Below are 25464 nucleotides of genomic sequence, written 5' to 3'. Positions count from 1 at the left end.
CGGCCGGGCCGGCGGGTCAATGATCGCATCGCACGGAGACACATGAGTCAGCACCGCCAGCCAGGCGCGTCCGGCCGGGTCGACGCCGTTCCGGCGCTGCCGGACCTCCCCGAGGCGACGGTCGCGCGACTCCCGGAGTATCTCCGTGCCCTGCATACCCTCGCCGACGCCGGTCACGAGACCGTTTCCAGCGAAGGGCTGGCCAGCGCGGCCGGCGTAAACTCCGCCAAGCTCCGCAAGGACCTGTCCCAACTCGGCTCATACGGCACCCGCGGTGTCGGCTACGACATCGCGCTGCTGATCGAGCAGATCGAGTACGTGCTCGGGCTCACCCACCGGCGGGCCGTCGCGCTCGTCGGGGTCGGTAACCTCGGCCACGCGCTGGCCGGCTACGCCGGCTTCGCCAGTCGGGGGTTCCGCATCGCCGCGCTCTTCGACGCCGACACCGACCGGGTCGGTGAACAGATCAACGGGTTGGTGGTCCGGCACATCGACGACCTGCCGGCGGTCGCCGCCGAGGAGTCGATCGCCATCGGGGTGATCGCCACCCCGGCCGCCGCCGCGCAACAGGTCGCCGACCAGCTGGTTGCCGCCGGGGTCACCAGTATCCTCAACTTCGCGCCATGCGTACTGGTGGTGCCCGCCGGAGTCGACGTGCGCAAGGTCGACCTGGCGATCGAGCTGCAGATCCTCTCCTTCCACGAGCACCGCAAGTCGGCCTCCGGCCACGACCACGGCGTGCCGGGGCTCACCGCGTTGCCGGGTGGGCTGGGCGGCGGGCCTGCCGCTGCGGCCACCTTCGACGCCTCGGCGGCCACCTTCGACGGGTCCGGTCCGGCGGAAGCGGTCGGCTCATGAACCTTCTCGTCGTCGGCGCGTCCTACCGGACCACGCCGGTCGCCACCCTGGAGCAGCTGGCCGTCGCCCCCACCGACGTGCCCGACACGCTGCGTCGGCTGCTCGCCCAACCGTACGTCGACGCCGCTGTGGTGCTCTCCACCTGCAACCGGGTCGAGGTGTACGCGGCGGTCACCGGATTCCACGGCGGTCTCGCCGACATCTGCGGCGTGCTGGGCGCGCGGGTCGGTAGCGCCCCCGGCGAGCTGGCCGACCACCTGTACGTGCACTACGGCCAGGCCGCCGTCGAACACGCCTTCCGGGTGGCGGCCGGGCTCGACTCGATGGTGGTCGGCGAGGCGCAGATCCTCGGCCAGTTGCGCGACGCCTACCACGTCGCCAACGAGGCCGACGCCACCGGCCGGCTGCTGCACGAGCTCATGCAGCAGGCGCTGCGGGTCGGCAAGCGGGCACACGCCGAGACCGGGATCGACCGGGCCGGCCAGAGCGTGGTCAGCGCGGCCCTGCGGGTCGGCGGCGAACTGCTGCCCGGTGGGCTGCCCGGCCGGCCGGTGCTGGTCCTCGGCGCGGGCGCGATGGGCGCCCTGGCGGTCGCCACCCTGGCCCGGCTGGGAGTCGAGTCGATCCGGGTGGTCAACCGTCGGGACGACCGGGCGGTCCGGCTGGCCGGTGCGTACGGTGCCACCGCGGTGCCGTACGACCAGTTGCCGGCCGCGCTCAGCCAGGTCGACCTGGTGATCAGCGCCACCGCCTCGGCCGAGCCGGTGCTCACCCGCGACGCCGTCACCGGGGTGCTGGCCGCCCGCCCGGCCGACCGGGCCGGCCCGCTGGTCCTGCTCGACCTCGCCGTACCCCGGGACGTGGAGCCCGCCGCCGCGGCGCTGCCCGGTGTCGCGGTGATCGACATCGACGGCCTGGCCGGTTCGCTCACCGACGCGCCCGCCGCGATGGACACGGCGGCCGTCACCCGGATCGTCGACACCGAGGTGGAGTCGTTCCTCAGCTGGATGCGCGGCGCGGACGTGGCACCCACCGTGGCCGCGCTGCGCGGCCGCGCCGACGACGTGGTCGGCGCCGAGCTGCGGCGGCTCGCGCAGCGTCGGCCGGACCTCACCGACGACCAGCGTGCCGAGGTCGCGCACACCGTGCACCGGGTGGTCCAGCGGCTGCTGCACTCGCCGACCGTACGGGTGCGTCAGCTCGCTGCCGAGCCCGGTGGTGACCAGTACGCCGCGCTGCTGCGCCAACTGTTCGACCTGGAGGTGCCGGGCACCTCCGCCGCCGGCGACGTGCCGGACCTGGAGGCCGACCGATGAGTGTGTTGCGCCTGGGCACCCGGGGCAGCGCCCTGGCCACCGCCCAGTCCGGTCGGGTCGCCGCCGCACTGCGCGCCGCCACCGGCCGCGACGTCGAACTGGTGGAGATCGTCACCGCCGGGGACCGGTCCACCGCGCCGGTCGCCGCGCTCGGCGTCGGCGTGTTCGTCTCCGCGCTACGCGACGCGCTGCTGGCCAAGGAGATCGACTTCGCGGTCCACTCGTACAAGGACCTGCCCACCGCCGGCCAGGCGGAGTTGCTGGTCGCGGCGGTGCCGCCCCGGGAGGATCCACGGGACGCGTTGATCAGCCGGGACGGCCGGATGCTCGCCGAGCTCGCGCCGGGGGCCACCGTCGGCACCGGGGCACTGCGCCGGATCGCCCAGCTGAACGCCCTCGGCCGTCAGCTCGTGGTCACCCCGATCCGGGGCAACGTCGACACCCGGATCGGCCGGGTGCGCGGCCCGCAGCCCGATCTCGACGCGATCGTGCTGGCCCGGGCCGGCCTGGCCCGGCTCGGCCGAACCGCCGAGATCACCGAGACTCTCGACCCGATGCTGATGCTGCCGGCGCCCGCCCAGGGCGCCCTGGCCGTCGAATGCCGGGCCGACGACACCGACCTGGTCGAGCTGCTCAGCACGCTCGACCATGCACCGACCCGGGCCGCGGTCGCCGCGGAACGGTCGTTGCTCGCGACGCTGGAGGCCGGCTGCAGCGCACCGGTCGCGGCGTACGCGGAAGTCGCCGAGGGGGATGACGGCGACGAGATCTACCTGCGCGGGGCGGTGATCAGCCCGGACGGACTCCGGGAGATCAGACTGTCGCGCACCGGTCCCCCGGCCACCGCCGTCGAGATCGGCGCGGCGCTCGCCGCCGAGCTGCTCGACGCCGGAGCCGACACGATCCTTCCGGGGGCCACGCCCGGCGGTCCCTCCAGGACCGCGGATGGCGACGGCGTGGTACCCCAGCGACCTTCAGCGCCCAATCCGTCCGGCGCGACGACCCAGAACATGGGGAGCATAAATGACCCGCACCCGTAAGCTCGCCGGCCACATCGCGTTCGTGGGCGCCGGCCCCGGCGACCCGGGCCTGCTGACCCGCCGGGCGCACGACGCCCTGGCCGAGGCGGACCAGGTCGTCTACGACCGGGGCGTCCCGGAGACGCTGCTCGCCGCGGTCCGCGCCAGCGCCAAAACGGACACCCAGCTCAGTCCGGCCGAGGGCGCGCCAGGTGACGTGGCCAAGGTGCTGATCTCCGCCGCCCGGTCCGGGCAGGCCGCGGTCCGGTTGGTCTGCGGCGACCCGTTCGGTCACCACGCGGTGGTGACCGAGGTGCAGGCTGTCGCGCGTACCGCGGTGCCGTTCGAGGTGGTCCCCGGGGTCAGCCAGGCCGAAGGGGTGGCCGGCTACGCCGGGGTCCCGCTGCCCGGCATCCGTACGGTGGCCGACGTCGACGACACCGCCGGCCTCGACTTCGAGGCCCTCGCCGCGGCGGTCGGCCGGGGCTCGCTCGCCCTCGCGGTCGACGCCGGGGAGCTCGCCGCGGTCCGCGACGGACTGCTCGCCGCCGGCGTCGACGGTGCCACCTCGGTCGCGGTGACCGGGGACGGGACCGGCGAGACCCAGTACACCACCACCTCGACGGTGGACAGCTTCGTCGCCGCCGCGCTCGGCTTCACCGGTCGGGTGGTGCTCACCCTCGGTGCCGGGGTCGCCGAGCGGGACAAGCTGAGCTGGTGGGAGAACCGGCCGCTGTACGGCTGGAAGGTGCTCGTGCCGCGGACCAAGGAGCAGGCCGGCGTGATGAGCGCCCAGCTGCGCGCCTACGGCGCCATCCCGTGCGAGGTGCCGACCATCGCGGTCGAGCCGCCGCGTACCCCGGCGCAGATGGAGCGGGCGGTCAAGGGCCTGGTCGACGGCCGGTACGCCTGGGTCGTCTTCACCTCGGTCAACGCCGTACGGGCGGTGTGGGAGAAGTTCGCCGAGCACGGGCTGGACGCCCGGCACTTCGGCGGGGTCAAGATCGCGTGCATCGGGGAGGCGACCGCGGACGCGGTCCGCGCCTTCGGGATCCAGCCCGAGCTGGTGCCGGCCGGTGAGCAGTCCTCCGAAGGGCTGCTGGCCGAGTTCTCGCCGCACGACGAGATCCTCGACCCGGTCGGCCGGGTGCTGCTGCCCCGGGCGGACATCGCCACCGAGACCCTCGCCGCCGGGCTGACCGAACGTGGCTGGGAGGTCGACGACGTCACCGCGTACCGGACGGTGCGGGCCGCGCCGCCGCCGGCCGAGATCCGCGACGCGATCAAGTCCGGCGGCTTCGACGCGGTGCTGTTCACCTCCTCGTCCACCGTGCGCAACCTGGTCGGCATCGCCGGCAAGCCGCACGCCCGGACCGTGGTCGCGGTGATCGGCCCGAAGACCGCCGAGACCGCCACCGAGTTCGGCCTGCGGGTGGACGTGCAGCCGACGCACGCGTCGGTCCCGGAGCTGGTCGAGGCGCTGGCCGGCTACGCGGTCGAGCTTCGGGAGAAGCTGGTGGCGATGCCGGCCAAGCAGCGGCGCGGCTCCAAGGTGCAGGGTCCGACGGCGCTACGGTTCCGCTGAGCCGGCGACCACCGAGTCGGCTGACCGCTCGGCGACCACCGAGCCGGCGAACGCCTGAGCCAGGAGACGATGGGCGATGACGTATCCGCAGAGCCGGCCACGCCGGCTGCGCCGCACCGCCGCCGTGCGGCGGCTGATCGAGGAGACCCGGCTGTCCCCGGCCGAGCTGGTGCTGCCGATGTTCGTCAAGGAAGGGCTCACCGAGCCGCGACCGATCCCGTCACTGCCCGGAGTGGTCCAGCACAGCCGGGACTCGTTGCGCAGGGCCGCCGCCGAGGCGGTGGCGGCCGGGGTCGGCGGGGTCATGCTGTTCGGCGTGCCGCAGTGCCGGGACGCGACCGGTTCAGCCGGTGTCGACCCGGCCGGCGTGCTGAACGTCGCGATCCGGGACGTGGTCGCCGAGGTCGGTGACGCGACCGTGGTGATGAGCGACCTCTGCCTCGACGAGTTCACCTCGCACGGGCACTGTGGTCTGCTCGCCGCCGACGGGACGGTGGACAACGACGCGACGCTCGCCGCGTACGCACAGCTGGCTGTCGCGCAGGCCGAAGCGGGTGCGGACATGCTCGGACCGTCCGGGATGATGGACGGCCAGGTCGGGGTGGTGCGCCGGGCGTTGGACGCGGCCGGGCACACCGACACCGCGCTGCTCGCGTACGCGGCGAAGTACGCCTCGGCGTTCTACGGGCCGTTCCGCGAGGCGGTGGAGTCGGCGCTGGTCGGTGACCGGCGGACCTACCAGCAGGATCCGGCGAATCTGCGGGAGTCGCTGCGCGAGGTCGAGCTGGACGTCGCCGAAGGCGCCGACCTGGTGATGGTCAAGCCGGCGCTGCCGTATCTGGACGTGATCGCGGCGGTCCGCCAGCGGGTGCACGTCCCGGTCGCCGCCTACCAGGTCTCCGGCGAGTACGCGATGGTCGAGGCGGCCGCCGCGAACGGCTGGATCGACCGGGACCGGGTGATCCTGGAAACGTTGACGTCGATCCGGCGGGCCGGCGCGCAGATCATCCTCACCTACTGGGCGACGGAGGTCGCGAACGCCCTCTGACCGGGGGTGTCGACGGCACCCGCCAGCCCGGGTCGATGGCGCATCCACCGACCCGGTCGTTCAGCTGCGCACGCCGAGCCGGTGCATCAGGGTGGCGATGTCGGCTCCGTAGTCCCACCAGTCCCGGTCGGGCTGGTAGCCGAGTTCCGCGTTGATCGCGATCAGATCCTCGTCGCCCTCGGCGTTCCAGGTCTGCACCTCGGCCAGCCGCGGCTCGACGGTACGCAGCTCCAGCAGCATCCGTGCCTTGATCGCCCGGTCGATGCCGTGTCCCAGGTGTGCCTGGGCGACGATGGTGTCGTACTGGTCGGCCCGGGTCGGGTGCTGCGCCGGCACCACCACCTCGGTCAGCCCGGCCACCGCGCCGCTGGCCAGGTGCCGGGCCAGCACGATGTACGGCGTCATGCCGCGGCGACGTAGGCAGTCGAGGCTGTCCCGGAGCCGGTCCGGGTCGTAGGAGCTGGGCCGCAGGTCCAGGTCGCCGTCCTCCGGCACGCTCTGCTCGGCCTTGGTCCGGGCGTACGCATCGACCAGGCCCTCCGGCGGCCCGCCCGGGTGAAACTCGATCTGGTACCCGGGGACCGGGTCCTGTGCCGTCTTCTCGATCGCGGTCCAGTCGACCGCCGGCAGTCGGAGCACGCTGCGGATCTCCCGGAACTGGCGGGCGAACCCCAGTGACTCGTAGAAGTCGACGGCGCAGGTGCCCCCGATGACCTCGACACCGACCGAGCTGAACCCCTCGTGGTAGGCGCGGCGTACGGCGAGCGCCAGCAGTTCCCGGCCCAGGCCGTTGCGCCGGGCGTCGGGCCGGACCAGGACCTCTAGCACTCCGATGTCGCCGAGGAGCAGCACGTTGACGTGCCCGTTGACCGGCCCCGGCCGGCCGTCGTCGGTGGCCTCCTCGGCCAGCCAGCAGATTCGTCGGACCCCGGGCATGGTTTCGGTCAGGTACTCCCGGAGGAAGTCTGGCCGCCAGTACGGATCACCTGGCAGGTCAGCCTCGAATACCCGGTTGAGACAGTCCAGCAGAGATGAGATCTCGGCGGACGACGCGGTTCGGGGGTCCCACTCGCGCACCATCACGCGTCTAGCTTGCCGCCAAGTCGCCGGTTGCGAAAGTGGCCGGGCGGGAAATTGTGGCTATCTGATTGCACTAAGTACGGCTACGGGCACCGTAGTCGTTGGCGGTGTCGAAGACCGCCTGGGCGTACGGCTGCACGTTGTTGTACGACAGGATCGCGCTCCACCAATCAGAAGGTGTGGACAGATCGCGCCCGTTCCGACACAAGTAGTTAGCGGCAGCGAGGCTGGCGTCATCGATATCCTGCGGATCGATGACACCGTCGTTGTCCGCGTCCACCGCGAACTCCGCCCAGGTGGTCGGGATGAACTGCATCGGGCCGACCGCCCGGTCGTACACCGGGTCGTTGTCCAACTCGCCGTTGTCGGTGTCGGTGATCCGCTGACGTCCGCCGGCACCGTCCAACGGCAGCCCGGTGATCGGCGGTACGGCGCGGCCGTCGGCGTCCAACCGTGATCCGTTCGCCCGGCCGTGAGTCGACTCGATCATGCCGATCGCGGCCAGCGTGGTCCACGACAGCCGGCAGTCCGGCGTGGTGGTGGCCAGCACCAACTCGGCGTAGCCGTACGCCTCCATCGCCACCACCGGTATGTCGACCCGGCTGGCCGTGCGGGTCGCCCAGGCGGCGAGGACCGTGGCCGGCCGGGTCGGGGCACCCGGGTTCAGCCCGCCGTCGAGCGGGGGATCCGCCGGTGGCTCGAGCAGGTCGGGGTCCGTGGTCTCAGGCAACTGCGGTACGGCGGTGGTGCCGAGCGCCGTGGGCGAGGGGGCCGGAGGCCGGTCGCCGGCGGCCGCTGGGACCAGCACGGCACCGGCGGCGCCGCTGCCGGCGACCAGCGCCAGCAGGAGCAGACCGGGCAGGGCCAACCGGCCGGCCGGCTGGCGACTCCAGGCGCCGGCCGCCCGGGCCGCTCGGCGCAGGCCGCGCCGGACCGGTCGCAGCCGTGCCGGGTGCAGCCAGCCGATCCGGGTGCCGAACGGCGCGTCCTCCCGGCGGTGTCGGCCGACCACGGCCAGCGTGGTGGCCGGTGCCGGTGCCGGTGCCGGTACGGGTGGGTCGGTCGCCGGCCGCGCCTGCTCGTCTGCGGAAGCACCGATCGGCCGGGTGCCGCCGGATTTGCTGTCGGCGTGTCTGCTGTCGGCGGGTTTGCTGTCGCCGGGGTCGCTGTCGGCGGTCCGCCGGGTGTCGTCGCCGCCACCTGCGCCGGACCCGGTGTCGCTGCGTGGTCGGAGTTCGCTGGTCGGTCCGGTGTCGCTGCCTGGTCGGAGTTCGCTGGTCGGTCCGGTGTCGCTGCCTGGTCCGGTGTCGCCGGTCGACGCGGTGCCGGTCGACCGGATGGTGTCCGGGTCCGGGGCGCTTTCCTGCCGCGGCGGCCGGGCAGGCGCCGGCACCGCCGGACGCAACCGGTGCGGTGCTGGCGTACCCGATCCGTCCTCGACCATGTCGTCGAGTATCACCCATCCGGCCGGGAGCGTCAGTTCCCGCCGTACCCTATCCACATGCCCCGGTACGAGTTCCGCTGTCGCGCGTGCGGCGACACCTTCGAGGTCAACCGTCCGATGACCCAGGCAGGCGATCCGGCGTCCTGCCCGCAGGGACATCCCGACACGGTCAAGCTGCTGTCCACCGTCGCGATCACCGGCCGTGGCGCCGGGGCCTCCGGTGGGCTGCCGGCAATGCCGCCAGCCCAGGCCGGCGGAGGTGGCGGCTGCTGCGGGGGCGGGTGCGGATGCTAGTTGACCCACGGCGCTGACCGGTTCGCGATGAGCTGGGTTGCCTGACTGCGGCAGCATGAACGCGACTTCCCAGCGGGGCGGAGGTTCCACGGGTGTCGGCACCGATCGCACTGCCGAGCGGACTGGTCACCTTCATGTTCACCGACATCGAAGGATCGACGAGGCTGGCCCGACTACTCGGCCGCGACTACCGCCCGGTGCTCAGCGAACACCGACGGTTGGTCCGGCGTACCTTGTCGGCCAGCGACGGCACCGAGTTGTTCACCGAAGGGGATTCGTTCTTCGTGGCGTTCGCGGACGCGTCCGCCGCACTGGACGCCTGCCTGCGCGCGCAGCGGGCGCTGGCCGCGCACGAGTGGCCGACCCCGGATGTCGCACCCCGGGTACGAATGGGGCTGCACACCGGGCAGGCCGAGCCGGTCGGGGGCGAGTACGCCAGTCCAGAGGTACACCGTGCGGCGCGCATCGCGGCGGCGGCGCACGGTGGCCAGGTCCTCTGTTCCGCTGCGACCGCCCAGGCCGCCGACCCGTTGCCGGTCGGCGTCTCGCTGCTCGATCTCGGCCTGCACCGGCTGCGCGGGTTCGACGACCGGGAGCGGCTGTTCCAGCTGATCGCCGCCGGGCTGGAGCGGCAGTTCCCCAGACCGCGTACGGCCGACTCGGCCAGCCACAACCTGCCCAATCAGGTCAGTTCCTTCGTCGGTCGCCGGACCGAACGCCACGAGCTGCGCCAGCTGGTCGCCGAACACCGGCTGGTCACCGTGGTGGGTGCCGGCGGCGCCGGCAAGACCCGGCTGGCAATCGAGGTCGCGGCCGACGCCAGCGGCGGTGCCGCCGCCGAATCACCGGCTGCGGACCCGGCTCCGGCCGGCCATCCGGACGGGGTGTGGTTCGTCGACGTCGCGACGGTCACCGATCCCGGGCTGGTCGCGTTTGCTGTCGCCGCGGTGTTCGGCCTGCGGCCGGAGCCGGGCCGGCCGATCCTGGACACCGTCGTCGAGTACGCGGCCGCCCGCCGGCTGCTGCTGGTGCTCGACACCTGTGACGCTCAGCCGGCGGCGTGTGCCGAGGTGATCGCCCGGCTGCTCGGCGGTGGCCGGCAGGTCCGGGTGCTGACGACCAGCCGGGAGCCGTTGGGGGTGCCCGGCGAGGTGGTGTGGCGGATTCCGCCGATGTCGGCCGAACCAGGGCCGGCCGGTGGCCCCAGCGATGCCGTGGCGCTGTTGCTGGACCGCACGGCGGCGGCCCGTGGCGGGCACCCGCCGGGTCCGACCGAGTCCGCCCAGCTGCACCGGGTGGCGGCCCGGCTGGACGGGTTGCCGCTGGCGATCGAGCTCGCCGCCGCCCGGTTGCGGGTGCTCTCCGTCGGGCAGCTCGTGGACCGCCTCGACGATGTCCTGGGGGTGCTGGACGCGGGGCAGGAGGAGCCGGTCGACGCGCAGCGCTCCGCCGGACGGCGGCACGGCACGCTACAGGCGACGGTCACCTGGTCCTACCGGACGCTGGCCCCCCGGGCGGCCCGGCTGCTGCGCTGGATGTCGGTCTTCGCCGGACCGATCGATCTGGCCACCGTGGAGTGGCTGCTCGACGACGATCCGCTGGGGCCGTTGGCGGTGCTGGTCGACAAATCGATGATCCAGGCCGAGCCGGCCGCCGGCGGCACCAGCTACCGGATGCTCGACCCGATCCGGGCATACGCGGCACGGCGGCTGGTCGAAGCGGGCGAGGAGCAGGTTGCCCGGGACCGGCACGTGGCCTGGGCGCTGCACGCGTTGCAGCGTGCCTACCTCGGTCCGGACGGCAAGCCGGTCACCCTTTCGCTGTACACCCTCGACCCGCTGGCCGACGAGCTGCGGGCCGCGCTGCGGTGGAGCACCACCGGTGGCAGCGCCCGGCGCGGCCTGCAGCTCGCCAGCGGGCTCGACCAGTGGTGGCGCGAACGCGGCCTGGCCAGGGAAGGCAGGCTGTGGCTGTTCCGGCTGTACGGGCGGATCGCCGAGACCGGCGAGGCGATTCCCGAGGCGGAGCTGGCCGCCGCGTACCACATGCATTCGCAGCACGCGGGCGCGGACGGCGAGTTCGGCGAGGAGATGCGGTTCTCGCACCGGGCGGAGGCCGCCGCCCGGCAGGCCGGCGACGCGGGTCTGCTGGCCCGGGTGCTGGCCGGTCGGGGTGCCTCGCTCATCGATCTCGGACAGTTCGTCGAGGCCGAGCAGGTGTGCCGGCGGGTGATCGACTGGGCGGCGGCGAACGGCGCGGTCGGCGACGCGCTGTTCGCCGTGTACAGCCTGGCCGAGCTGCTCTGCCGGCGGGGGGCGTTGGACGAGGCCGCCGAGGTGCTGGCCACCGCCCGGCCGGCGGAGGCCGCCCGGCCGGCGGAACGCGGCCGGCGGACCGTGGACATGCTGCTCGGGCTGGTGGCGTTGGGCCGCCGGGACCTGGTCGCCGCGCACGACCACCTGGTGGTGGCGCTGCGGTCCCGAATGCGGTACGGGTTCCACCGGCGGGCCTGCGACACGCTGAACGCGATGGCGGTCCGGTGCGCGCTGGGCGGTGACCCGTCGACCGCTGCCCGCCTGTTCGGTGCCGCTCAGGCGACCCGCTCGGCGCTGCGCAGCACGGCCGGCATGTTCGGCGGCTACTGGGCGCAGGAGCAGGCCAAGGTACGGTCGGCGATCGGCGACAGCGCGTTCGATGCCGGGTACGCGCAGGGTAGCCGGATGAGTCTGGTCGAGGCGGCGGCGTTGGCGCTCGCGGTGGAGCATCCGGATCTGACGACCGGCGCCCGGTGGTTCGCCGACGAATCCGCCGACGCGGTCGGTGACGGTGGCCCGCTCGGCGGCCGTGGTGACCGGCGGCCGGCACGGCCGTGGTGACCGGCGGCTCGTGCCGCAGCTGTGCTGACCAGCGGCCGGCCCGGACCCGGGGGAGAGGGAGGGCCGGCCGGTGCGGTGCCGGTCAGTCGGTCCCGGCCAGCCGCGGCCCGGCGGCCTGCAGCTGCCGGGCCCGCTCCAGGTCGGCGGCGTTCACGACCGGCACGCCGAAGATGCGCACCGCCTGGTAGTACGTCCAGGCGAGGCTCAGGCAGGCCGGCCGGACGAAGCTGCTGTAGCGGGCACACGCCCGCTTGAGGTCTTCGTAGAAGGCGCTGTCCACCCGTGCCTTGTTGGCGGAGAACTGGCCGATCGCCTTGTAGTTGCGGTAGCCGAAGTCGTGCCGGTGGCAGGAGAGCCGGAAGTCGAACCCGAGCGGGTTGTCCGGGCTGGACGAGCAGTAGTCGGTCGACCAGTCGAACTGGTACGCGGCCCAGGCGCCCTGGTTGAGCCGGGCCGAGTTCCAGACGCTGTAGCTGCTCGCGCTGGTCTGGGTCCAGTTGGACAGCACCGTGGGCTTGTCGGCGGGCACGGCGGCGGCGGGGCCGGCCGTGCCGAGGGCGGCGGTGAGGCCGAGCAGGGCGGCGGTGAGCAGGGTGGTCAGGCGTCGGGACATAGCGATACCTCCGGTGGACGGTCCGTCGGGTGGCGTCGGCATGCTTGTTACCGGTGGGTCACAAGCGTGTCCACAGTCTCACGGCATCAGCTGGAGTCGATCTGTAGTCAGCCTGATCGTTTGTCGACCGGTGTGTAAACAGACGAGTCGGCCGGACCGGTCACATCGCCCGGCCGTTGCGGCCCTCCAGCCTGCCCGGCCCTGATCCCCGGTCACCCGGACGGTCCGATCAGCCGGCGTCGGCGGCGTCGGCCCGGGGTGCACCGGGCAACGCGGCGACCCGGACCAGGGCGACCATTCGGCCGAGGCCGCCACCATCCGTTCCGAGGGAACGTCCGATGATCCACACCCACCGATTGTCGTAGTAGGCCGACAGATCGGGTCGCATCTGCTCCACCTGAAGTATGAGATTGTGTCCGCCGTACCGCCAGTCGTTCTTGCCGAGTCGCAATACCGTCCCCGGGGTGATCGCGGGAATGGCGGTGGGTCGTGGCGGGTTCACAGGCTGCTCCGGAACTGGCGGATGGATGGGCTCGCCGGGTGAGCATCAACAACACTGCGTCCCGATGCAATGTCTCTAAGCAAGATTTGAGGCGGCGGGATACGACTGCTTCCGCCCCGGACGCACCTGGCACAAGGTGTTGTCCAGGCGATCAAGATCAGGCGGCACGGAACAGCTATGTTGTGGGCGTGTACGGGGATATGAAGGCGGAGGCGGGCCGGCGGTGATTCACTTTCCCGCCGTACGGCAAGGGCCGTTGCGGGCACTGAGCCTGCGGCTGTCGGCGGCGGTCGGCCTGGTGCTCGGCGTGGTGGCCGTGGTGTATGCCGACCGCGACGGCTACCGGGACGCCAACGGTGACGGAGTCTCGCTGCTCGACAGCTTCTACTACGCGGTGGTCAGCCTCTCCACCACCGGGTACGGCGACATCGCCCCGGTCACCGAGACGGCGCGGCTGGTCAACGTCCTGATCATCACGCCCGCCCGGGTGGTCTTCCTGATCATCCTGGTCGGCACCACCCTGGAGGTGCTCACCGAGCAGTACCGGACGAACCTTCGACTGACCCGGTGGAGAAAGAACGTGAAGGATCACGTCATCATCTGCGGCTACGGCACCAAGGGCCGCAGCGCCGTCTCCGCGCTGCTGGAGAACGGCTTCGACAAGCAGCACATCGTCGTCGTGGAGAGCAGCGGGATCGCCCTGCGGCAGGCGACCTCCGCCGGGCTGGTGGCCATCGAAGGATCGGCCACCCGCTCGTCGGTGCTCAACGAGGCGCACGTCAAGCATGCCAAGGCGGTGATCATCGCGACCGACAGCGACGACGCCTCAGTCCTGGTCACGCTGACCGTCCGGCAGTTGACCGCCGGGAAGGTACGGATCATCGCCGCCGCCCGGGAAGCGGAGAACGCGCCGCTGCTACGGCAGAGCGGCGCGCACCATGTCATCGTCTCGTCCGCCACCGCGGGCCGGCTGCTCGGCCTGTCCACGTCGGCACCGCCGCTGATCGACGTGGTCGAGGATCTGCTCACCCCGGGACAGGGGATGGCGCTGGCGATGCGTTCGGCGAACCGCGACGAGGTGGGCACCTCACCTCGGCAACTGGCCAACCTGGTGATCGCGCTGATCCGGCGCGGCCGGGTGGTGTCGCTCGCCGACCCGGACAGCGTCAAGATCGAGACAGGTGACCTGCTGGTCTACGTGCGGGACGACCGCACCTCGGCCAGCACGCCGTCGATCGGCTGACATCCGAGCCGACCGGCACCGATCAGTTGATCGACCAGGTGTCGCCGCTGCGCAGCAGCCCGGCCAACTGCTCCTCCGGGGTGCCCTCGGCCGCCGCCCGGGCCTGCTCGACCTGGGTCTGGATCAAGCTGTCGTAGCTGGGCCGGGACACGCTGCGGAACACCCCGATTGGCGTGTTGCGCAGATCGGCGGCGGGCAGCCGGGACAGCGCGAACGCATAGGCGGGCTCGGCGATCGTGGCGTCGTGTACCACGATCTGCTCGGCCGGCACCGACGCGGTCTCGCGGACCTCCAACCCGAAACCGCCAGGCGGGTGGACCACGCAGAACTGCCCGTCGGCCCCGAACGTGATCGGCTGGCCGTGCTCCAGCCGGATCAGGTAGTCGTCCCGGGTCGCCGGCTCCTTCAACTGCTCGAACGCGCCGTCGTTGAAGATGTTGCAGTTCTGGTAGATCTCCACGAACGCCGAACCCTGGTGCTCGGCGGCGGCGCGCAGCACCGACTGCAGATGCTTACGGTCGGAGTCGATGGTCCGGGCGACGAAGGTCGCCTCGGCGCCGAGGGCCAGCGACAGCGGGTTGAACGGTGAGTCCGCCGAGCCGACCGGCGTCGACTTGGTGATCTTGCCCAGCTCGGAGGTCGGCGAGTACTGCCCCTTGGTCAGCCCGTAGATCCGGTTGTTGAACAGCAGGATCTTGAGGTTGACGTTGCGGCGCAGCGCGTGGATCAGGTGGTTGCCGCCGATCGACAGCGCGTCACCGTCCCCGGTCACCACCCAGACCGACAGGTCCGGGCGGGACACCGACAGACCGGTGGCGATCGCCGGCGCCCGGCCGTGGATGGAGTGCATGCCGTACGTGTTCATGTAGTACGGGAAGCGCGACGAGCAGCCGATGCCGGAGACGAAGACGATCCGCTCCCGGGGCATGTTCAGTTCCGGCATGAACGACTGCACGGCGGCGAGGATCGCGTAGTCACCGCAGCCGGGGCACCAGCGCACCTCCTGGTCGGACTTGAAGTCCTTGGCGGTGAGCTTGACCGCCACCGGCGTACCGCCGGGGCGTCCGTTGCGGGCGGGCTCAGACATTCTTCACGACCTCTTCCAGCATGGTCTCCAGCTCCGTGGCGGTGAACGGCAGGCCACGGACCTGGTTGTAACCGATCGCGTCGACCAGGTAACGGGCCCGGATCACGTGGGCCAGTTGACCGAGGTTCATCTCCGGGATCACCACCCGGTCGTAGTTGCGCAGCACCTCGCCGAGGTTGGCCGGCAGCGGTGCCAGGTGCCGCAGATGGGCCTGGGCGACCGACAGGCCACGCTGGCGCAGCGCCCGGCAGGCGGCGCCGATCGGTCCGTACGTCGACCCCCAGCCGAGCACCAGCGTCCGGGCGTCGCCGTTCGGATCCTCCACCTCGACGTCCGGCACCGGGATCGCGTCGATCCGGGCCTGCCTGGTCCGCACCATGAAGTCGTGGTTCGCCGGGTCGTAGGAGATGTCGCCGGTGCGGTCGGCCTTCTCCAGACCGCCGATGCGGTGCTCCAGGCCGGGGGTGCCGGGGATCGCCCACGGCCGGGCCAGCGTCTGCGGGTCGCGCAGGTACGGCAGGAAGGTCTTGCCGTCGTCGTCGTTGGCCTCGGTGGCGAACTCGACCTGCAGGTCGGGCAGGGAGTCGACCTCGGGCAGCAGCCACGGCTCGGAACCGTTGGCCACGTAGTTGTCGGACAGCAGCAGCACCGGGGTGCGGTAGGTGAGCGCGATCCGGGCCGCCTCGATGGCGGCGTGGAAGCAGTCCGACGGCGAGCGCGGCGCGATCACCGCGACCGGTGCCTCGCCGTGCCGGCCGAACAGCGCCATGTTCAGGTCGGCCTGCTCGGTCTTGGTCGGCATGCCGGTGGACGGCCCGGCCCGCTGCACGTCGACGATCACCAGCGGCAGTTCCAACGCGACGGCGAGCGAGATGGTCTCGCCCTTGAGCGCCACGCCGGGCCCGGAGGTGGTGGTGATGCCGAGGGCGCCGCCGTACGCCGCGCCGAGCGCCGCACCGACCGCGGCGATCTCGTCCTCGGCCTGCATGGTGACCACACCGAACCGCTTGTGCTTGCTCAACTCGTGCAGGATGTCCGAGGCCGGCGTGATCGGGTAGGCGCCGAGGAAGACCGGCAGCTTGGCCCGGACCCCGGCGGCCACCAGCCCGAGCGACAGCGCCGCGTTGCCGGTGATGTTGCGGTACGTGCCCGGGCGCATCCGGGCCGGGTTGACCTCGTAACGTACCGAGAAATCCTCGGTGGTCTCGCCGAAGTTCCAGCCGGCCTTGAACGCGGCGATGTTCGCCGCCACCAGGTCCGGGCGCTTGGCGAACTTGCGCTCCAGGAACCGGATGGTGGACTCGTAGGGCCGGGAGTACATCCAGGAGAGCAGACCCAGCGCGAACATGTTCTTCGCCCGCTCGGCGTCCTTCTTCGAAACGGACAGCTCGGCGAGCGCGCCGATGGTCATCGAGGTCAGCGCCACCGGGTGTACGGCGTACCCGTCGAGCGAGCCGTCGTCCAGTGGGCTGGTGGCGTACCCGACCTTCGCCAGGTTGCGGCGGGTGAACTCGTCGGTGTTGACGATGATGTCCGCGCCGCGCGGCAGGTCACCGAGGTTCGCCTTCAGCGCCGCCGGGTTCATGGCGACCAAGACGTTGGGCGAGTCGCCGGGGGTGAGGATGTCGTAGTCGGCGAAGTGCACCTGGAAGCTGGACACCCCGGGCAGGGTGCCGGCGGGAGCCCGGATCTCGGCCGGGAAGTTCGGCAACGTGGAGATGTCGTTGCCGAGCTGCGCGGTCTCCGAGGTGAACCGGTCGCCGGTCAGCTGCATGCCGTCACCGGAGTCGCCAGCGAAACGGATGACCACCCGATCCAGTTGACGGACCTGCTTGGTCACGTGAGCTGACCTCCTCGTTTCCTGCCGGCGGCGTGGATCGCCGGCCGTGCTGGGGCGGTTGCCGGCGGTCCTGCGGCTGTTGCCGGCCGTGGCGCTACCGTTGCCCGGCGCCACGATGGGTGTCCCGGTAAGGGCGTCCTAACCATGGTGACACTCTCAGCAGAGCCTACGTCGGATCGGGTCGGATACCCGGCTCGGGTCCGCCCGGTGGGACTGGAATCACCCGACGGTCACGGGGTGGCGACGTCGGTCTCCACCGCTCGGCCCACGCCGACCCGACGACCGGACGGTAGGCTGCCGGACATGCAGGGCTACCTCGGCTCGTACGCGACGTTGGGGCTGTTGCTGCTGGTCGGCGTCGCCTTCTTCACAGTCGGCTACGGCGCCAACCGGCTGCTACGGCCGGGGCGCCCGGCCGACCCGGTCGGTAAACGGGCCAGCTACGAGTGCGGCCTCGACCCGGTGGGCGGCGACTGGGCCCAGGCGCAGATCCGCTACTACGTGTACGCGTTCCTGTACGTGCTCTTCGCGGTGGAGGCGGTCTTCCTCTTCCCCTGGGCGGTGATCTTCGACCGGCCCGGGTTCGGCCTGGTCACCGTCGCCGAGATGGGCCTCTTCGTGACCGTCCTGGCGCTGGGCATCCTCTACGCCTGGCGCAAGAACGTGCTCCGCTGGACCTGACCTCCGCTGGACCTGACCACGGGTCGACCCGTACCCGCTCAGGCCAACGCCCGGCGGGACACCGCCGGCGGTCGGTCGCCCCGGATCGACGCCACCATGTCCAGCGCCCGCCGGGTCGCCGCGACCTGGTGCGCCCGGAACACCCGGGCACCCAACCAGGCGGAGACCGCCGTCGCCGCCAGGGTGCCCTCCAGCCGCTGGTCGACCGGCAGATCCAGGGTTTCCCCGATGAAATCCTTGTTGGAGAGGGCGACCAGGACCGGCCAGCCGGTGTCGACCAGTTCGGTGAGCCGCCGGGTGACCTCCAGCGAGTGCCGGGTGTTCTTGCCGAAATCGTGCGCCGGGTCGATCAGGATGCCGTCCGGCCGTACCCCGAGACCGACCGCGCGCTCGGCGAGGCCGGTCACGGTACCCACCACGTCGGCCACCACGTCGTCGAACGCGGCCCGGTGCGGTCGGGTTCGCGGCGCGGTTCCACCGGTGTGCGAGCAGATCAATCCTGCCCCGGTCGCCGCCGCGACCTCGGCGAGCCGGGGGTCCGCGCCGGCCCAGGTGTCGTTGAGCAGGTCGGCGCCGGCCACGACCGCCTCCCTGGCCACCTCGGCCCGCCAGGTGTCGATCGAGATGACCAGGTCCGGGAAGGCGGCCCGGACCGCCGCGATCGTGCCGACCGTACGGTCGATCTCCTCGGCCACGTCGACGGCGGTCCCGGGTCCGGCCTTCACCCCGCCGATGTCGACGATGTCCGCGCCGGCGTCGACCGCGGCGGCGACCGCGTGCAGGGCGGCGTCCGCCGCGAAGGTCGCGCCCCGGTCGAAGAACGAATCGGGCGTACGGTTGACGATCGCCATCACCGCGAGGTCCCCGGGTGCCAGGGACCGTCGGCCGAGCCGAAGCGTACGCCCCATCCGTGCCTCCGTTCCCGTCCCGCCTGCCAGGAGGCTATCCGGCTGCGGTACGCCAACTGCCGGCGGTCGCCGGGGCGGGAGAGCCCGCCGCGGGCCGGCGACTCGCCGCCGGGGGTCGCCCTCGCCGCGCCGGCATGTCACGATTCGGTCATGGATCAGTTTCTCCTCGTTCTGGTCGCCGCGTTGACCGTCGCCGCGGTCGTCTTCGGGGTCACCGTGCTCGTCACCGGCAACGACCCTGGGCTGGTCCCGGTCGAGCCGGACGGGCGGGCGGTCCCGCTGCCCGGCACCCGGCCGCTGCTGGAGCACGACGTCAGCCAGGTGCGGTTCGACACCGCGCTGCGCGGGTACCGGATGGCGCAGGTCGACCAGGCGCTGCGCCGGGCGGCGTACGACATCGGGTACAAGGACGAGTTGATCGAGGTGCTGCAGGCCGAGGTGGCCGCGCTGCGGGAAGGGCGGACCGAGGACGCCGACCAGTTGCGGCGGGCCCGGGACGCGGCCCTCGTGCCGGCCGTCGACCTGGCGGGGACCCCGGTGGCCGGCGCGTCGGCCGACCCTACCGAGTCGGCCGACCTCATCGCCGGCCCGACGGAGCCGGCCGGGGCCCTGGAATCAGCCAGCGCCGACCGGATCGAGTCCGTGCCCGCCGACGAGCCGCAGTCCGCGTCCGCCGACCGGTCGGAGTCCGCCCCGTCGCCCACGGCCGACGCAGCCGCCGGGCCGGGGAGCCGCCCGGCCGACGCAGCCGCCGGGCCGGAGATCCGCCCGGCCGACGGTGCTGCCAGGTGAGCGGTCCGAACGAGGCTGCCGCCGGCACCCCCGGCGCCGGCGAGGTGACCGCGACGGTCATCATCCGGGCCCCGGCCGAACGAGTCTTTGCCGCCTTTACCGCCTGGGAGCGGCAGTCCGAGTGGATCCCCTTCACCGATGTGAAGGTCGTCTCGGGCGACGGCGGCGAGGGCAGCCTGATCGCGGCAGTCACCGCGGTCGGTCCGGTGGCGTTGCGCGACGAGATGCGGGTCGTCCGGGTCGACGCTCCGTACGAGGTCCGGGTGGTGCACTGCGGCACCTTGCTGCGCGGCCCGGGAGTGCTGCGCTGCACTCAGATGGACCACGACCGCACCCAGGTCGTCTGGCACGAGTGGTTCCACCTGCCCGGTGGCGTCGCCGGCCGGGTGGCCTGGCCGTTGCTCTGGCCCGGTTCCAAGGTGAGTCTGACCCAGGCGTTGAAGAAGTTCGGCCGGCTGGTCGAGACCGGGGCGCTGCCGTGACCGGGCTGAGCGTCGGGGCGGACGGCCTGGCCCGGTGCGGCTGGGGCGCCGGTTCCGCCGACTACCGCCGGTACCACGACCAGGAGTGGGGCCGCCCGGTCCACGACGACGACGCACTGTACGAACGGCTGACCCTGGAAGCCTTCCAGTCCGGTTTGTCCTGGCTGACGATCCTTCGCAAGCGGGAGGCGTTCCGGGCCGCCTTCGACGGTTTCCGGATCGAGAAGGTTGCCGGGTACGGCCCGGCCGACGTCGAGCGGCTGCTCGCCGACGCCGGCATCGTCCGCAACCGGGCCAAGATCGAGGCCGCCGTGTCGAACGCGCGGGCCGTGCTCGACCTGCCCACCGGCCTGTCCGAGCTGCTCTGGCGACACGCCCCGCCGCCCCGGTCCGCCCGGCTCGCCTCGATGGACCAGGTGCCGGCAGTCACCGCCGAGTCGACCGCGTTGGCCCGGGAGCTCAAACGGCACGGCCTCCGGTTCGTCGGACCCACCACCGCGTACGCGTTGATGCAGGCGACGGGGATGGTCGACGACCATGTCGCCGGCTGCCACGTGCCGCCGCCGACCCGGCCCGGCGGTCCGGTCGTGGTCCGGTGATCCGCCGCCCCGCGTCGTGATGAGATAGGAGCATGCGCGAGATCAGTCAGCTCGACGATCAGCCCGCGACGCCCGGCCCGGCCCGGTCCGGCACCGGCGCCTGGGCGGTGGTCATCCCGGCCCAGCGCTACGAGGCGGAGCGGCTGTTCCACCACGACACGCTGGAATTGACCGGCCTCGACGGTGACCCCCGGCCGCCGTACGGTGCGCCGGTGCTGGTCGTCTCCGACGGTGACCCCCGGTTCGTCGTCGCGCTCGGCCGGATCGGCGGAGCCGGCGGCGGCGCCGAGGGCGGGGAGACCCGGGCGGCCGAGCCCGAACCGCTGGTGGTGCACTACACCTGCCGGGCCTTCGACGAGCCGGTGCCAGCGGCCGCCCTGCGGCTGACCGGGGCGGTGACCCCGGTGGACGTGGCCACCTACCGGTCATTGGCCGGCCGGCTTGCCCCGGCCGGTGACCGTCGCGCCTGGCTGGTCAGCGTCGACCTGCCGATCGAGGCACCGACGGCGGCGGAGGCGGTCCGGCTGTTCTGGTCGTACGTGCGCGAGCTCGGGCCCCGCGAACTGCCGGCCTTCGTCTACCCGAGCGGCAACGAGCTTGCCATGCAGGCGTTCGTGCTCGGTGCCGAGGCCAACCAGGACCCCGAGGAGGACGACTGACGGCTGCGGCCCGGTCAGCGGGCACGCGGCTCCTGGTCAGGCCGTGCCGGCTTCAGCGCCCGTCGAACACCGGCCGCTGCTTGGCGACGAACGCCGCCGTCGCCTGCCGGTGATCGGTGGTTGCACCACAGATCGACTGGGCCTGCGTCTCCGCGGCCAGCGCGTCGGCCAGCGAACCTGAGGCGCCGATGGACAGCGCCCGCTTGATCGCCCCGTACGCGACGGTCGGCCCGGCCGCCAACCGCTCGGCGAGTTCGTAGGCGACCGGCAGAATCTGCTCATCGTCGTCGACCAGCTGGTTGAGCAGCCCGATCCGGTGTGCCTCGGCGGCTGGCACCGGCTGTGCCAGCAGTAGCAGTTCGGACGCCTTCGGGTAGCCGACCAGCCGGGGCAACGCCCACGAGGCGCCGGTGTCCATCGCCAGCCCGACGTTGGCGAACGCCATCAGGAAGCTGGTCCGTGGCCCACCGATCCGCAGATCGGCCAGCATTGCCAGCGAAGCGCCGGCACCGGCCGCCGCGCCGCGGACCGCGGCGACCACCGGCTTGGACAGCCCGGCCAGCCGCGTGGCGATCGGGTTGTAGTGCTCCCGGACGGTGTCCAGCGGCTCAGCCGTCCCGGACTCCAGCGTCTCGACGTGTTCGCGCAGGTCCTGACCCACGCAGAAGGCCCGCCCGGCGCCGGCCAGCACCACCGCCCGGCAGCCGGGGTCGGTCTCCACCTCGGCCAGCGCGTCGCGCAGCGCCTCCTTGAGCTCGACGTTCAGCGAGTTGAGCGAGTCAGGCCGGTTCAGGGTCAACGTGACGACCGCCCCCCGACGGTCGACGATCAGTGCCTCGGTCACCTCGGACGCCCCTTTCGTTAGGCTGGCTGGAGTTTGCGTCGGTACGGCTCAGCGCGGGCCGCCGTCGCGCTGGCCGAGCTCCAGGCACCTGTCGACGTACCGGTCGGCGGCCGGGCGCAGCCGGGTGGCGTGCCGGTCGAAGAAGGTCGCCGCGCTCGTCCCAGGCCAGCGTTCCGGCAGCAGCGCCGGAGGGAGTTGCGGATCTCGGAACAGGAACCCACGCCAGGCGTGGACCAGCTGGAACCGGGCGGCGTACGCCTCCTCGTCGTCGCTGCGTACGGTCACCTTTGCCAATTTCGGTCGCTGCCCGGCGACGAACCGCTCGTAGGCCTGTCCGATCTCGGCCAGGTCCCAGGCGCGGCGGACCAGCGCGGCGGCCCCGGTGGTGCCGGCGGCGTGCGCGGCGGTGAACCGCTCGAACCGTACGCCGGCCTCGGCCAGCATGCCGTCGACCTCGCCGGCGGCCCGGGTCGCCACCCAGGTGTGCTCGTCCAGCATCCCGTAGCCGAGGTAGCTCAGGTTGGCGCACAGCCGTTGCCGGCCCCGCCGACCGCCGGGTGGGTCGAGTACCAGCAGGTCGAACTTGCCGTCCCAGCTGATTCTGCCGGTGCGGTAGATCCGGGCGGCCGCCTCGTCCAGCCGCCGGGCGGCTTTCGGGGTCAGCAGATAGCCCGGGCCGGCGGCCAGCCGAAGCGGTTGCAGCCATCCCTGCCGGACCATCCGGGAGACGGCGGTGCGTACGGCGGGCGGCGCGATCCCGAGCGGGGCCAGCAGCTTGACCAGGGCAGCAACGGGCGCGCGACCACCTCGTGGCCGAAGATGGTCACCGAACAGGTCGAAGAGCGCCGACCGTGCCTGCATGACCGCACATTGTGACAGCCCACTTCAAGATAAGCTAGACGCTGTCACAGCATTGTGGCCTCGGTTTGGGTCCGGCGGTGTTCATCAGGGAAAATCGTTGGTCGGCACCGTGGCAGTGGGATGCGGTGAGACTTACGAGGTGGCTGGGGTGCTCCCCAGCGGCCCTGGGGCAAGTCTGAGGGGAGACAACATGGCGGCGATGAAGCCGCGGACGGGCGACGGTCCGCTGGAGGTCACCAAGGAGGGCCGGGGCATCGTCATGCGGGTTCCGCTGGAGGGTGGGGGTCGACTCGTCGTCGAGATGACACCGGACGAGGCCAACGCGCTCGGTGATGCGCTGAAGGCCGCCGCAGGCTGATCGAGCCGGACCCGGGGCCGACGCTGGCCCACGGGTCGACATAGCGACGGTTGACGAGTCCGCCGATCCGGCCCCCGCCGGGTCGGCGGACTCGGTACGCCGTGGGCAGCACCCAATCCTGTACCTGGAGGTAACCCCGGCGTGTTCGCCATCCGTCTGCTGGCGGAGACCACCGCCGCCGGCACCATCGTCCTGCCCGTCGAGCCGGACCCCGGGCCGGCCGGCGCGCGGCTCGGACCACTGCCCGACCAGTTGGCGCTCGACGGCGACCGCGCGGAGTTCACCGCGTCGGCCGCCGCGATGCTGACCCGCACCGGGCACGACGGCAGCGCCGGCGAGATTCACGTGCTGCACCGGCCCCAGCACTCGCCGTACCAGGTGATCCTGGTCGGGGTCGGCCCGGCCGACGAGGCCGGCTGGCGGACGGCGGGCGCGGCTGTCGGCGGGCTGCTGCGCCGGGCCGTCGACGCCGAGCCGGTCGGCGGTCCGTGCCTGGTCGCCGTGCCACCGCAGGCGGGCCCGGCGGCGGTCCGCGGGTTCGCCGAAGGCTGCTGGCTGGCCGGATACCGGTTCACCGCGCCGGGCGAGTCCCGCCCGGTCGTACCGGGCGAGTCCCGCCCGGCAGCAGACACCGACCAGACACACGACGGTCTGCCGGTGGTGCTGCTCGCCCATCCGCCCACCGAGGCGGCCGAACAAGCGTTGCGGTACGCCCGGGCGACCGCCGCCGCCACCTACCTGGCCCGGAAGCTGACCAACATGCCGTCCTCGGTCAAGAACCCGGCCTGGTTCGCCGATCAGGTCGTCGCCGCGGCGGCCGACCGACCCGGGCTGACCGTCTCGGTACGCGGCCCGGCGGAGCTGGCCGCCGAGGGGTTCGGCGCGCTACTGGCGGTCGGCGGCGGTTCGGCGGCCGGTCCCCGCCTGGTGGAGATCGACTGGTCCCCGCCGCACGCCGGGCGGCACGTGGTGCTCGCCGGCAAAGGCATCACGTTCGACACCGGCGGGATTTCGATCAAGCCGGTGGACGGGATGAAGCTGATGCGCAAGGACATGGGCGGGGCCGCCGCGGTGGTCGCCACCGCCGTCGCGGCCGCCGACCTGGAGCTGCCGGTACGGCTCACCGTGCTGGTTCCGCTCGCCGAGAACATGCTCGGCGGCGCCGCGTTCCGCCCGGGTGACGTGGTGCGGCACTACGGCGGGCGGACCAGCGAGACCACCAACTCCGACGCCGAGGGCCGGTTGGTGCTGGCCGACGCGATCAGCTACGCGGTCAGCAGGTTCACCCCGGACTATCTGGTCGACCTGGCCACCCTCACCGGGGCGAACGCGATCGCCCTGGGCCGGCGTACCGCCGCGCTGTACAGCGAGGACGACGACCTGGCCGGAGCGCTGCTCGACGCCTCGGCGGCGGCCGGGGAGGGCGCGTGGCGGATGCCGCTGCACGCCGACTACGTCGAGTACCTGGGCAGCGAGATCGCCGACCTGTTCAGCGCCCCGGACCGGGGGGCCGGCTCGGTGGTGGCCGCGCTCTACCTGCGCGAGTTCACCGGGCCGTTGCGCGACCGTTGGGCACACTACGACATGTCCGCCCCGGCCTGGTCCGACGACGACCACGCCGAGCTGACCCGGGGCGCAACCGGCTGGGGGGTCCGGACGTTGGTGCGCTGGCTGACCGCGCTCGACCCGGCGGCATGACCGCCGGTCGCAGGTCAGCGCCGTACCGCCGCCAGCAGCCCGTCGCCGGCCGGCAGCAGCGCCGGCACCCACTCCTCGGCTTCCCGGATCGACTTGACCAGTTCACGGATGGCGACCGTGTCGGGGTCGCGCGCCGCCGGGTCGCCGATTCGGCCACCGGCCAGCGCCCCGTGTACCGCCAGGATGCCGCCGGGGCGCAGCAGCCGCAGCGCCGCGTCGACGATCGCGCCGAACTCGGCGCTGTCGCCGTCGACGAAGATCATGTCGTACACCGAGTCGGCCAGCCGGGGGAGCACATCGAGCGCCCGGCCGGTGATGATCCGGGTCCGCGACGTCGGGTAGCCGGCCTCGACAAAGATCCGCCGAGCCATCCGCTGGTGCTCGTTCTCCACGTCGATCGTGGTCAGCACCCCGTCAGGGCGCATCCCGCGCAGCAGCCAGACGCCACTCACCCCGGTCCCGGTGCCGATCTCGACGACGGCGCGCGCGTTACCGGCAGCGGCGAGCAGCCGCAGCGTCGCGCCAGCGTCCGGCGAGACCGGGCGCAGCCCGACCTCCTCGGCCAGGCTACGGGCGGTACGCAGCACCAGGTCCTCGGCGGCGTACCCGGTGACGAACTGGAGGGCCTGGGGCGCCGTCCAGGCAGGGGGTCGGGTGACCGGGTGGATGGCGCACCTCCAGCGAAGGGTCGGGCGGCGGTTGCCGGTACGAGCCTAGAGCGCCGCTGGTCGACCGGCTGGGCGGGCACCGGGGCAGACCGCTGTTCGGTGACCGCTG

At 72.6% G+C, this 25464-nt stretch carries 24 protein-coding genes and 1 pseudogene; 15 read left to right on the top strand and 10 right to left on the bottom strand.

The features are described 5' to 3' along the window. Positions 1–42 precede the first annotated feature (42 nt). The 5 genes and pseudogenes from ACXAHD_RS05240 to hemB all read left to right on the top strand — a co-directional run bounded on the left by ACXAHD_RS05240 (position 43) and on the right by hemB (position 5826). Complete coding sequence (locus tag ACXAHD_RS05240; protein WP_281553065.1) at positions 43–858, top strand: redox-sensing transcriptional repressor Rex; 816 nt, start codon at positions 43–45, stop codon at positions 856–858. Beyond that, positions 855–2174 carry a glutamyl-tRNA reductase gene (locus ACXAHD_RS05235; protein WP_281553066.1) on the top strand — a complete coding sequence of 440 codons (1320 nt, stop codon included), beginning with the start codon at positions 855–857 and terminating at the stop codon, positions 2172–2174. The genes ACXAHD_RS05240 and ACXAHD_RS05235 overlap by 4 nt, the downstream gene beginning before the upstream one ends. After that, positions 2171–3133, top strand: a pseudogene (gene hemC, locus ACXAHD_RS05230) (hydroxymethylbilane synthase); the annotation flags it as partial. The gene ACXAHD_RS05235 and the pseudogene hemC, both read left to right, overlap by 4 nt. Before the next feature lie 64 nt (positions 3134–3197). Beyond that, the gene (locus tag ACXAHD_RS05225; RefSeq protein ID WP_281553067.1) at positions 3198–4778 is read left to right on the top strand and encodes a bifunctional uroporphyrinogen-III C-methyltransferase/uroporphyrinogen-III synthase; all 1581 of its coding nucleotides are present in this window, start codon (positions 3198–3200) and stop codon (positions 4776–4778) included. Between the two features lie 76 nt (positions 4779–4854). Then, on the top strand, positions 4855–5826 hold the full coding sequence (hemB, locus tag ACXAHD_RS05220) for a porphobilinogen synthase (protein WP_475048893.1): 972 nt from the start codon (positions 4855–4857) through the stop codon (positions 5824–5826). A 60-nt stretch (positions 5827–5886) separates the two neighbouring features. Here hemB and ACXAHD_RS05215 read toward each other — a convergent pair whose 3' ends face one another. After that, a complete protein-coding gene (locus ACXAHD_RS05215; RefSeq protein ID WP_281555406.1) occupies positions 5887–6906 on the bottom strand; it encodes a GNAT family N-acetyltransferase in 1020 nt (339 codons plus the stop codon). A 73-nt stretch (positions 6907–6979) separates the two neighbouring features. Further along, a complete protein-coding gene (locus ACXAHD_RS05210) occupies positions 6980–8350 on the bottom strand; it encodes a lytic transglycosylase domain-containing protein (protein WP_475048890.1) in 1371 nt (456 codons plus the stop codon). Between the two features lie 57 nt (positions 8351–8407). Between ACXAHD_RS05210 and ACXAHD_RS05205 the strand changes: the two genes are divergently transcribed. Together ACXAHD_RS05205 and ACXAHD_RS05200 are read left to right on the top strand one after the other, a co-directional pair. Further along, a complete protein-coding gene (locus ACXAHD_RS05205; RefSeq protein WP_281553070.1) occupies positions 8408–8644 on the top strand; it encodes an FmdB family zinc ribbon protein in 237 nt (78 codons plus the stop codon). A gap of 92 nt (positions 8645–8736) precedes the next feature. Next, a complete protein-coding gene (locus ACXAHD_RS05200) occupies positions 8737–11520 on the top strand; it encodes an ATP-binding protein (protein ID WP_281553071.1) in 2784 nt (927 codons plus the stop codon). An 82-nt stretch (positions 11521–11602) separates the two neighbouring features. On the opposite strand, the gene ACXAHD_RS05195 is transcribed toward ACXAHD_RS05200, so the two are convergent. Together ACXAHD_RS05195 and ACXAHD_RS05190 are read right to left on the bottom strand one after the other, a co-directional pair. Continuing rightward, the gene (locus tag ACXAHD_RS05195) at positions 11603–12133 is read right to left on the bottom strand and encodes a phospholipase (protein WP_281553072.1); all 531 of its coding nucleotides are present in this window, start codon (positions 12131–12133) and stop codon (positions 11603–11605) included. A gap of 229 nt (positions 12134–12362) precedes the next feature. After that, the gene (locus ACXAHD_RS05190; RefSeq protein ID WP_281553073.1) at positions 12363–12635 is read right to left on the bottom strand and encodes a hypothetical protein; all 273 of its coding nucleotides are present in this window, start codon (positions 12633–12635) and stop codon (positions 12363–12365) included. A gap of 223 nt (positions 12636–12858) precedes the next feature. Here ACXAHD_RS05190 and ACXAHD_RS05185 point away from each other — a divergent pair, with 223 nt between their 5' ends. Next, a complete protein-coding gene (locus ACXAHD_RS05185; RefSeq protein ID WP_281553074.1) occupies positions 12859–13878 on the top strand; it encodes a potassium channel family protein in 1020 nt (339 codons plus the stop codon). 22 nt (positions 13879–13900) lie between these two features. Here the strand turns inward: ACXAHD_RS05185 and ACXAHD_RS05180 are convergent, their stop codons facing one another. Continuing rightward, positions 13901–14965 (bottom strand): 2-oxoacid:ferredoxin oxidoreductase subunit beta, encoded by a 1065-nt coding sequence (locus ACXAHD_RS05180; protein ID WP_278171615.1) that lies wholly within the window; start codon positions 14963–14965, stop codon positions 13901–13903. Beyond that, complete coding sequence (locus ACXAHD_RS05175) at positions 14958–16805, bottom strand: 2-oxoacid:acceptor oxidoreductase subunit alpha (RefSeq protein WP_281553075.1); 1848 nt, start codon at positions 16803–16805, stop codon at positions 14958–14960. Before ACXAHD_RS05175 ends, ACXAHD_RS05180 begins: the two co-directional genes overlap by 8 nt. A 303-nt stretch (positions 16806–17108) precedes the next feature. Here ACXAHD_RS05175 and ACXAHD_RS05170 point away from each other — a divergent pair, with 303 nt between their 5' ends. Continuing rightward, positions 17109–17486, top strand: a complete 378-nt coding sequence (locus ACXAHD_RS05170) for an NADH-quinone oxidoreductase subunit A (protein WP_281555407.1) — start codon at positions 17109–17111, stop codon at positions 17484–17486. 38 nt (positions 17487–17524) lie between these two features. Here the strand turns inward: ACXAHD_RS05170 and folP are convergent, their stop codons facing one another. Then, entirely contained in the window at positions 17525–18394 is an 870-nt protein-coding gene (gene folP, locus ACXAHD_RS05165) for a dihydropteroate synthase (protein ID WP_281553076.1), read from the bottom strand. Between the two features lie 150 nt (positions 18395–18544). Here folP and ACXAHD_RS05160 point away from each other — a divergent pair, with 150 nt between their 5' ends. Genes ACXAHD_RS05160 through ACXAHD_RS05145 form a run of 4 tightly spaced genes read left to right on the top strand, consistent with a single transcriptional unit; the run spans position 18545 to position 20926 of the window. Further along, positions 18545–19186, top strand: a complete 642-nt coding sequence (locus ACXAHD_RS05160) for a DivIVA domain-containing protein (RefSeq protein ID WP_281553077.1) — start codon at positions 18545–18547, stop codon at positions 19184–19186. After that, complete coding sequence (locus ACXAHD_RS05155; protein WP_281553078.1) at positions 19183–19668, top strand: SRPBCC family protein; 486 nt, start codon at positions 19183–19185, stop codon at positions 19666–19668. Before ACXAHD_RS05160 ends, ACXAHD_RS05155 begins: the two co-directional genes overlap by 4 nt. After that, a complete protein-coding gene (locus ACXAHD_RS05150) occupies positions 19665–20267 on the top strand; it encodes a DNA-3-methyladenine glycosylase I (protein WP_281553079.1) in 603 nt (200 codons plus the stop codon). The genes ACXAHD_RS05155 and ACXAHD_RS05150 overlap by 4 nt, the downstream gene beginning before the upstream one ends. A 32-nt stretch (positions 20268–20299) precedes the next feature. After that, a complete protein-coding gene (locus ACXAHD_RS05145) occupies positions 20300–20926 on the top strand; it encodes a hypothetical protein (protein ID WP_281553080.1) in 627 nt (208 codons plus the stop codon). A gap of 52 nt (positions 20927–20978) precedes the next feature. On the opposite strand, the gene ACXAHD_RS05140 is transcribed toward ACXAHD_RS05145, so the two are convergent. Together ACXAHD_RS05140 and ACXAHD_RS05135 are read right to left on the bottom strand one after the other, a co-directional pair. Then, positions 20979–21770, bottom strand: coding sequence for an enoyl-CoA hydratase-related protein (locus ACXAHD_RS05140; protein ID WP_281553081.1), 792 nt, complete (start codon positions 21768–21770; stop codon positions 20979–20981). Between the two features lie 48 nt (positions 21771–21818). Continuing rightward, positions 21819–22631 carry a PaaX family transcriptional regulator gene (locus tag ACXAHD_RS05135; protein WP_281553082.1) on the bottom strand — a complete coding sequence of 271 codons (813 nt, stop codon included), beginning with the start codon at positions 22629–22631 and terminating at the stop codon, positions 21819–21821. A 190-nt stretch (positions 22632–22821) separates the two neighbouring features. Here ACXAHD_RS05135 and ACXAHD_RS05130 point away from each other — a divergent pair, with 190 nt between their 5' ends. Both ACXAHD_RS05130 and ACXAHD_RS05125 read left to right on the top strand, forming a co-directional pair. Then, the gene (locus tag ACXAHD_RS05130) at positions 22822–22989 is read left to right on the top strand and encodes a DUF3117 domain-containing protein (protein WP_007455245.1); all 168 of its coding nucleotides are present in this window, start codon (positions 22822–22824) and stop codon (positions 22987–22989) included. A 240-nt stretch (positions 22990–23229) separates the two neighbouring features. Further along, positions 23230–24687 carry a leucyl aminopeptidase family protein gene (locus tag ACXAHD_RS05125; RefSeq protein ID WP_475048913.1) on the top strand — a complete coding sequence of 486 codons (1458 nt, stop codon included), beginning with the start codon at positions 23230–23232 and terminating at the stop codon, positions 24685–24687. A 14-nt stretch (positions 24688–24701) separates the two neighbouring features. On the opposite strand, the gene ACXAHD_RS05120 is transcribed toward ACXAHD_RS05125, so the two are convergent. Continuing rightward, the gene (locus ACXAHD_RS05120; RefSeq protein ID WP_281553083.1) at positions 24702–25274 is read right to left on the bottom strand and encodes an O-methyltransferase; all 573 of its coding nucleotides are present in this window, start codon (positions 25272–25274) and stop codon (positions 24702–24704) included. Between the last annotated feature and the right edge of the window lie 190 nt (positions 25275–25464).

It is taken from the genome of Micromonospora sp. ABR4_055 (assembly GCF_056160425.1).
The sequence above is the reverse complement of the archived record's forward strand: the minus strand, read 5'-3'. Positions and strand labels throughout refer to the sequence as shown.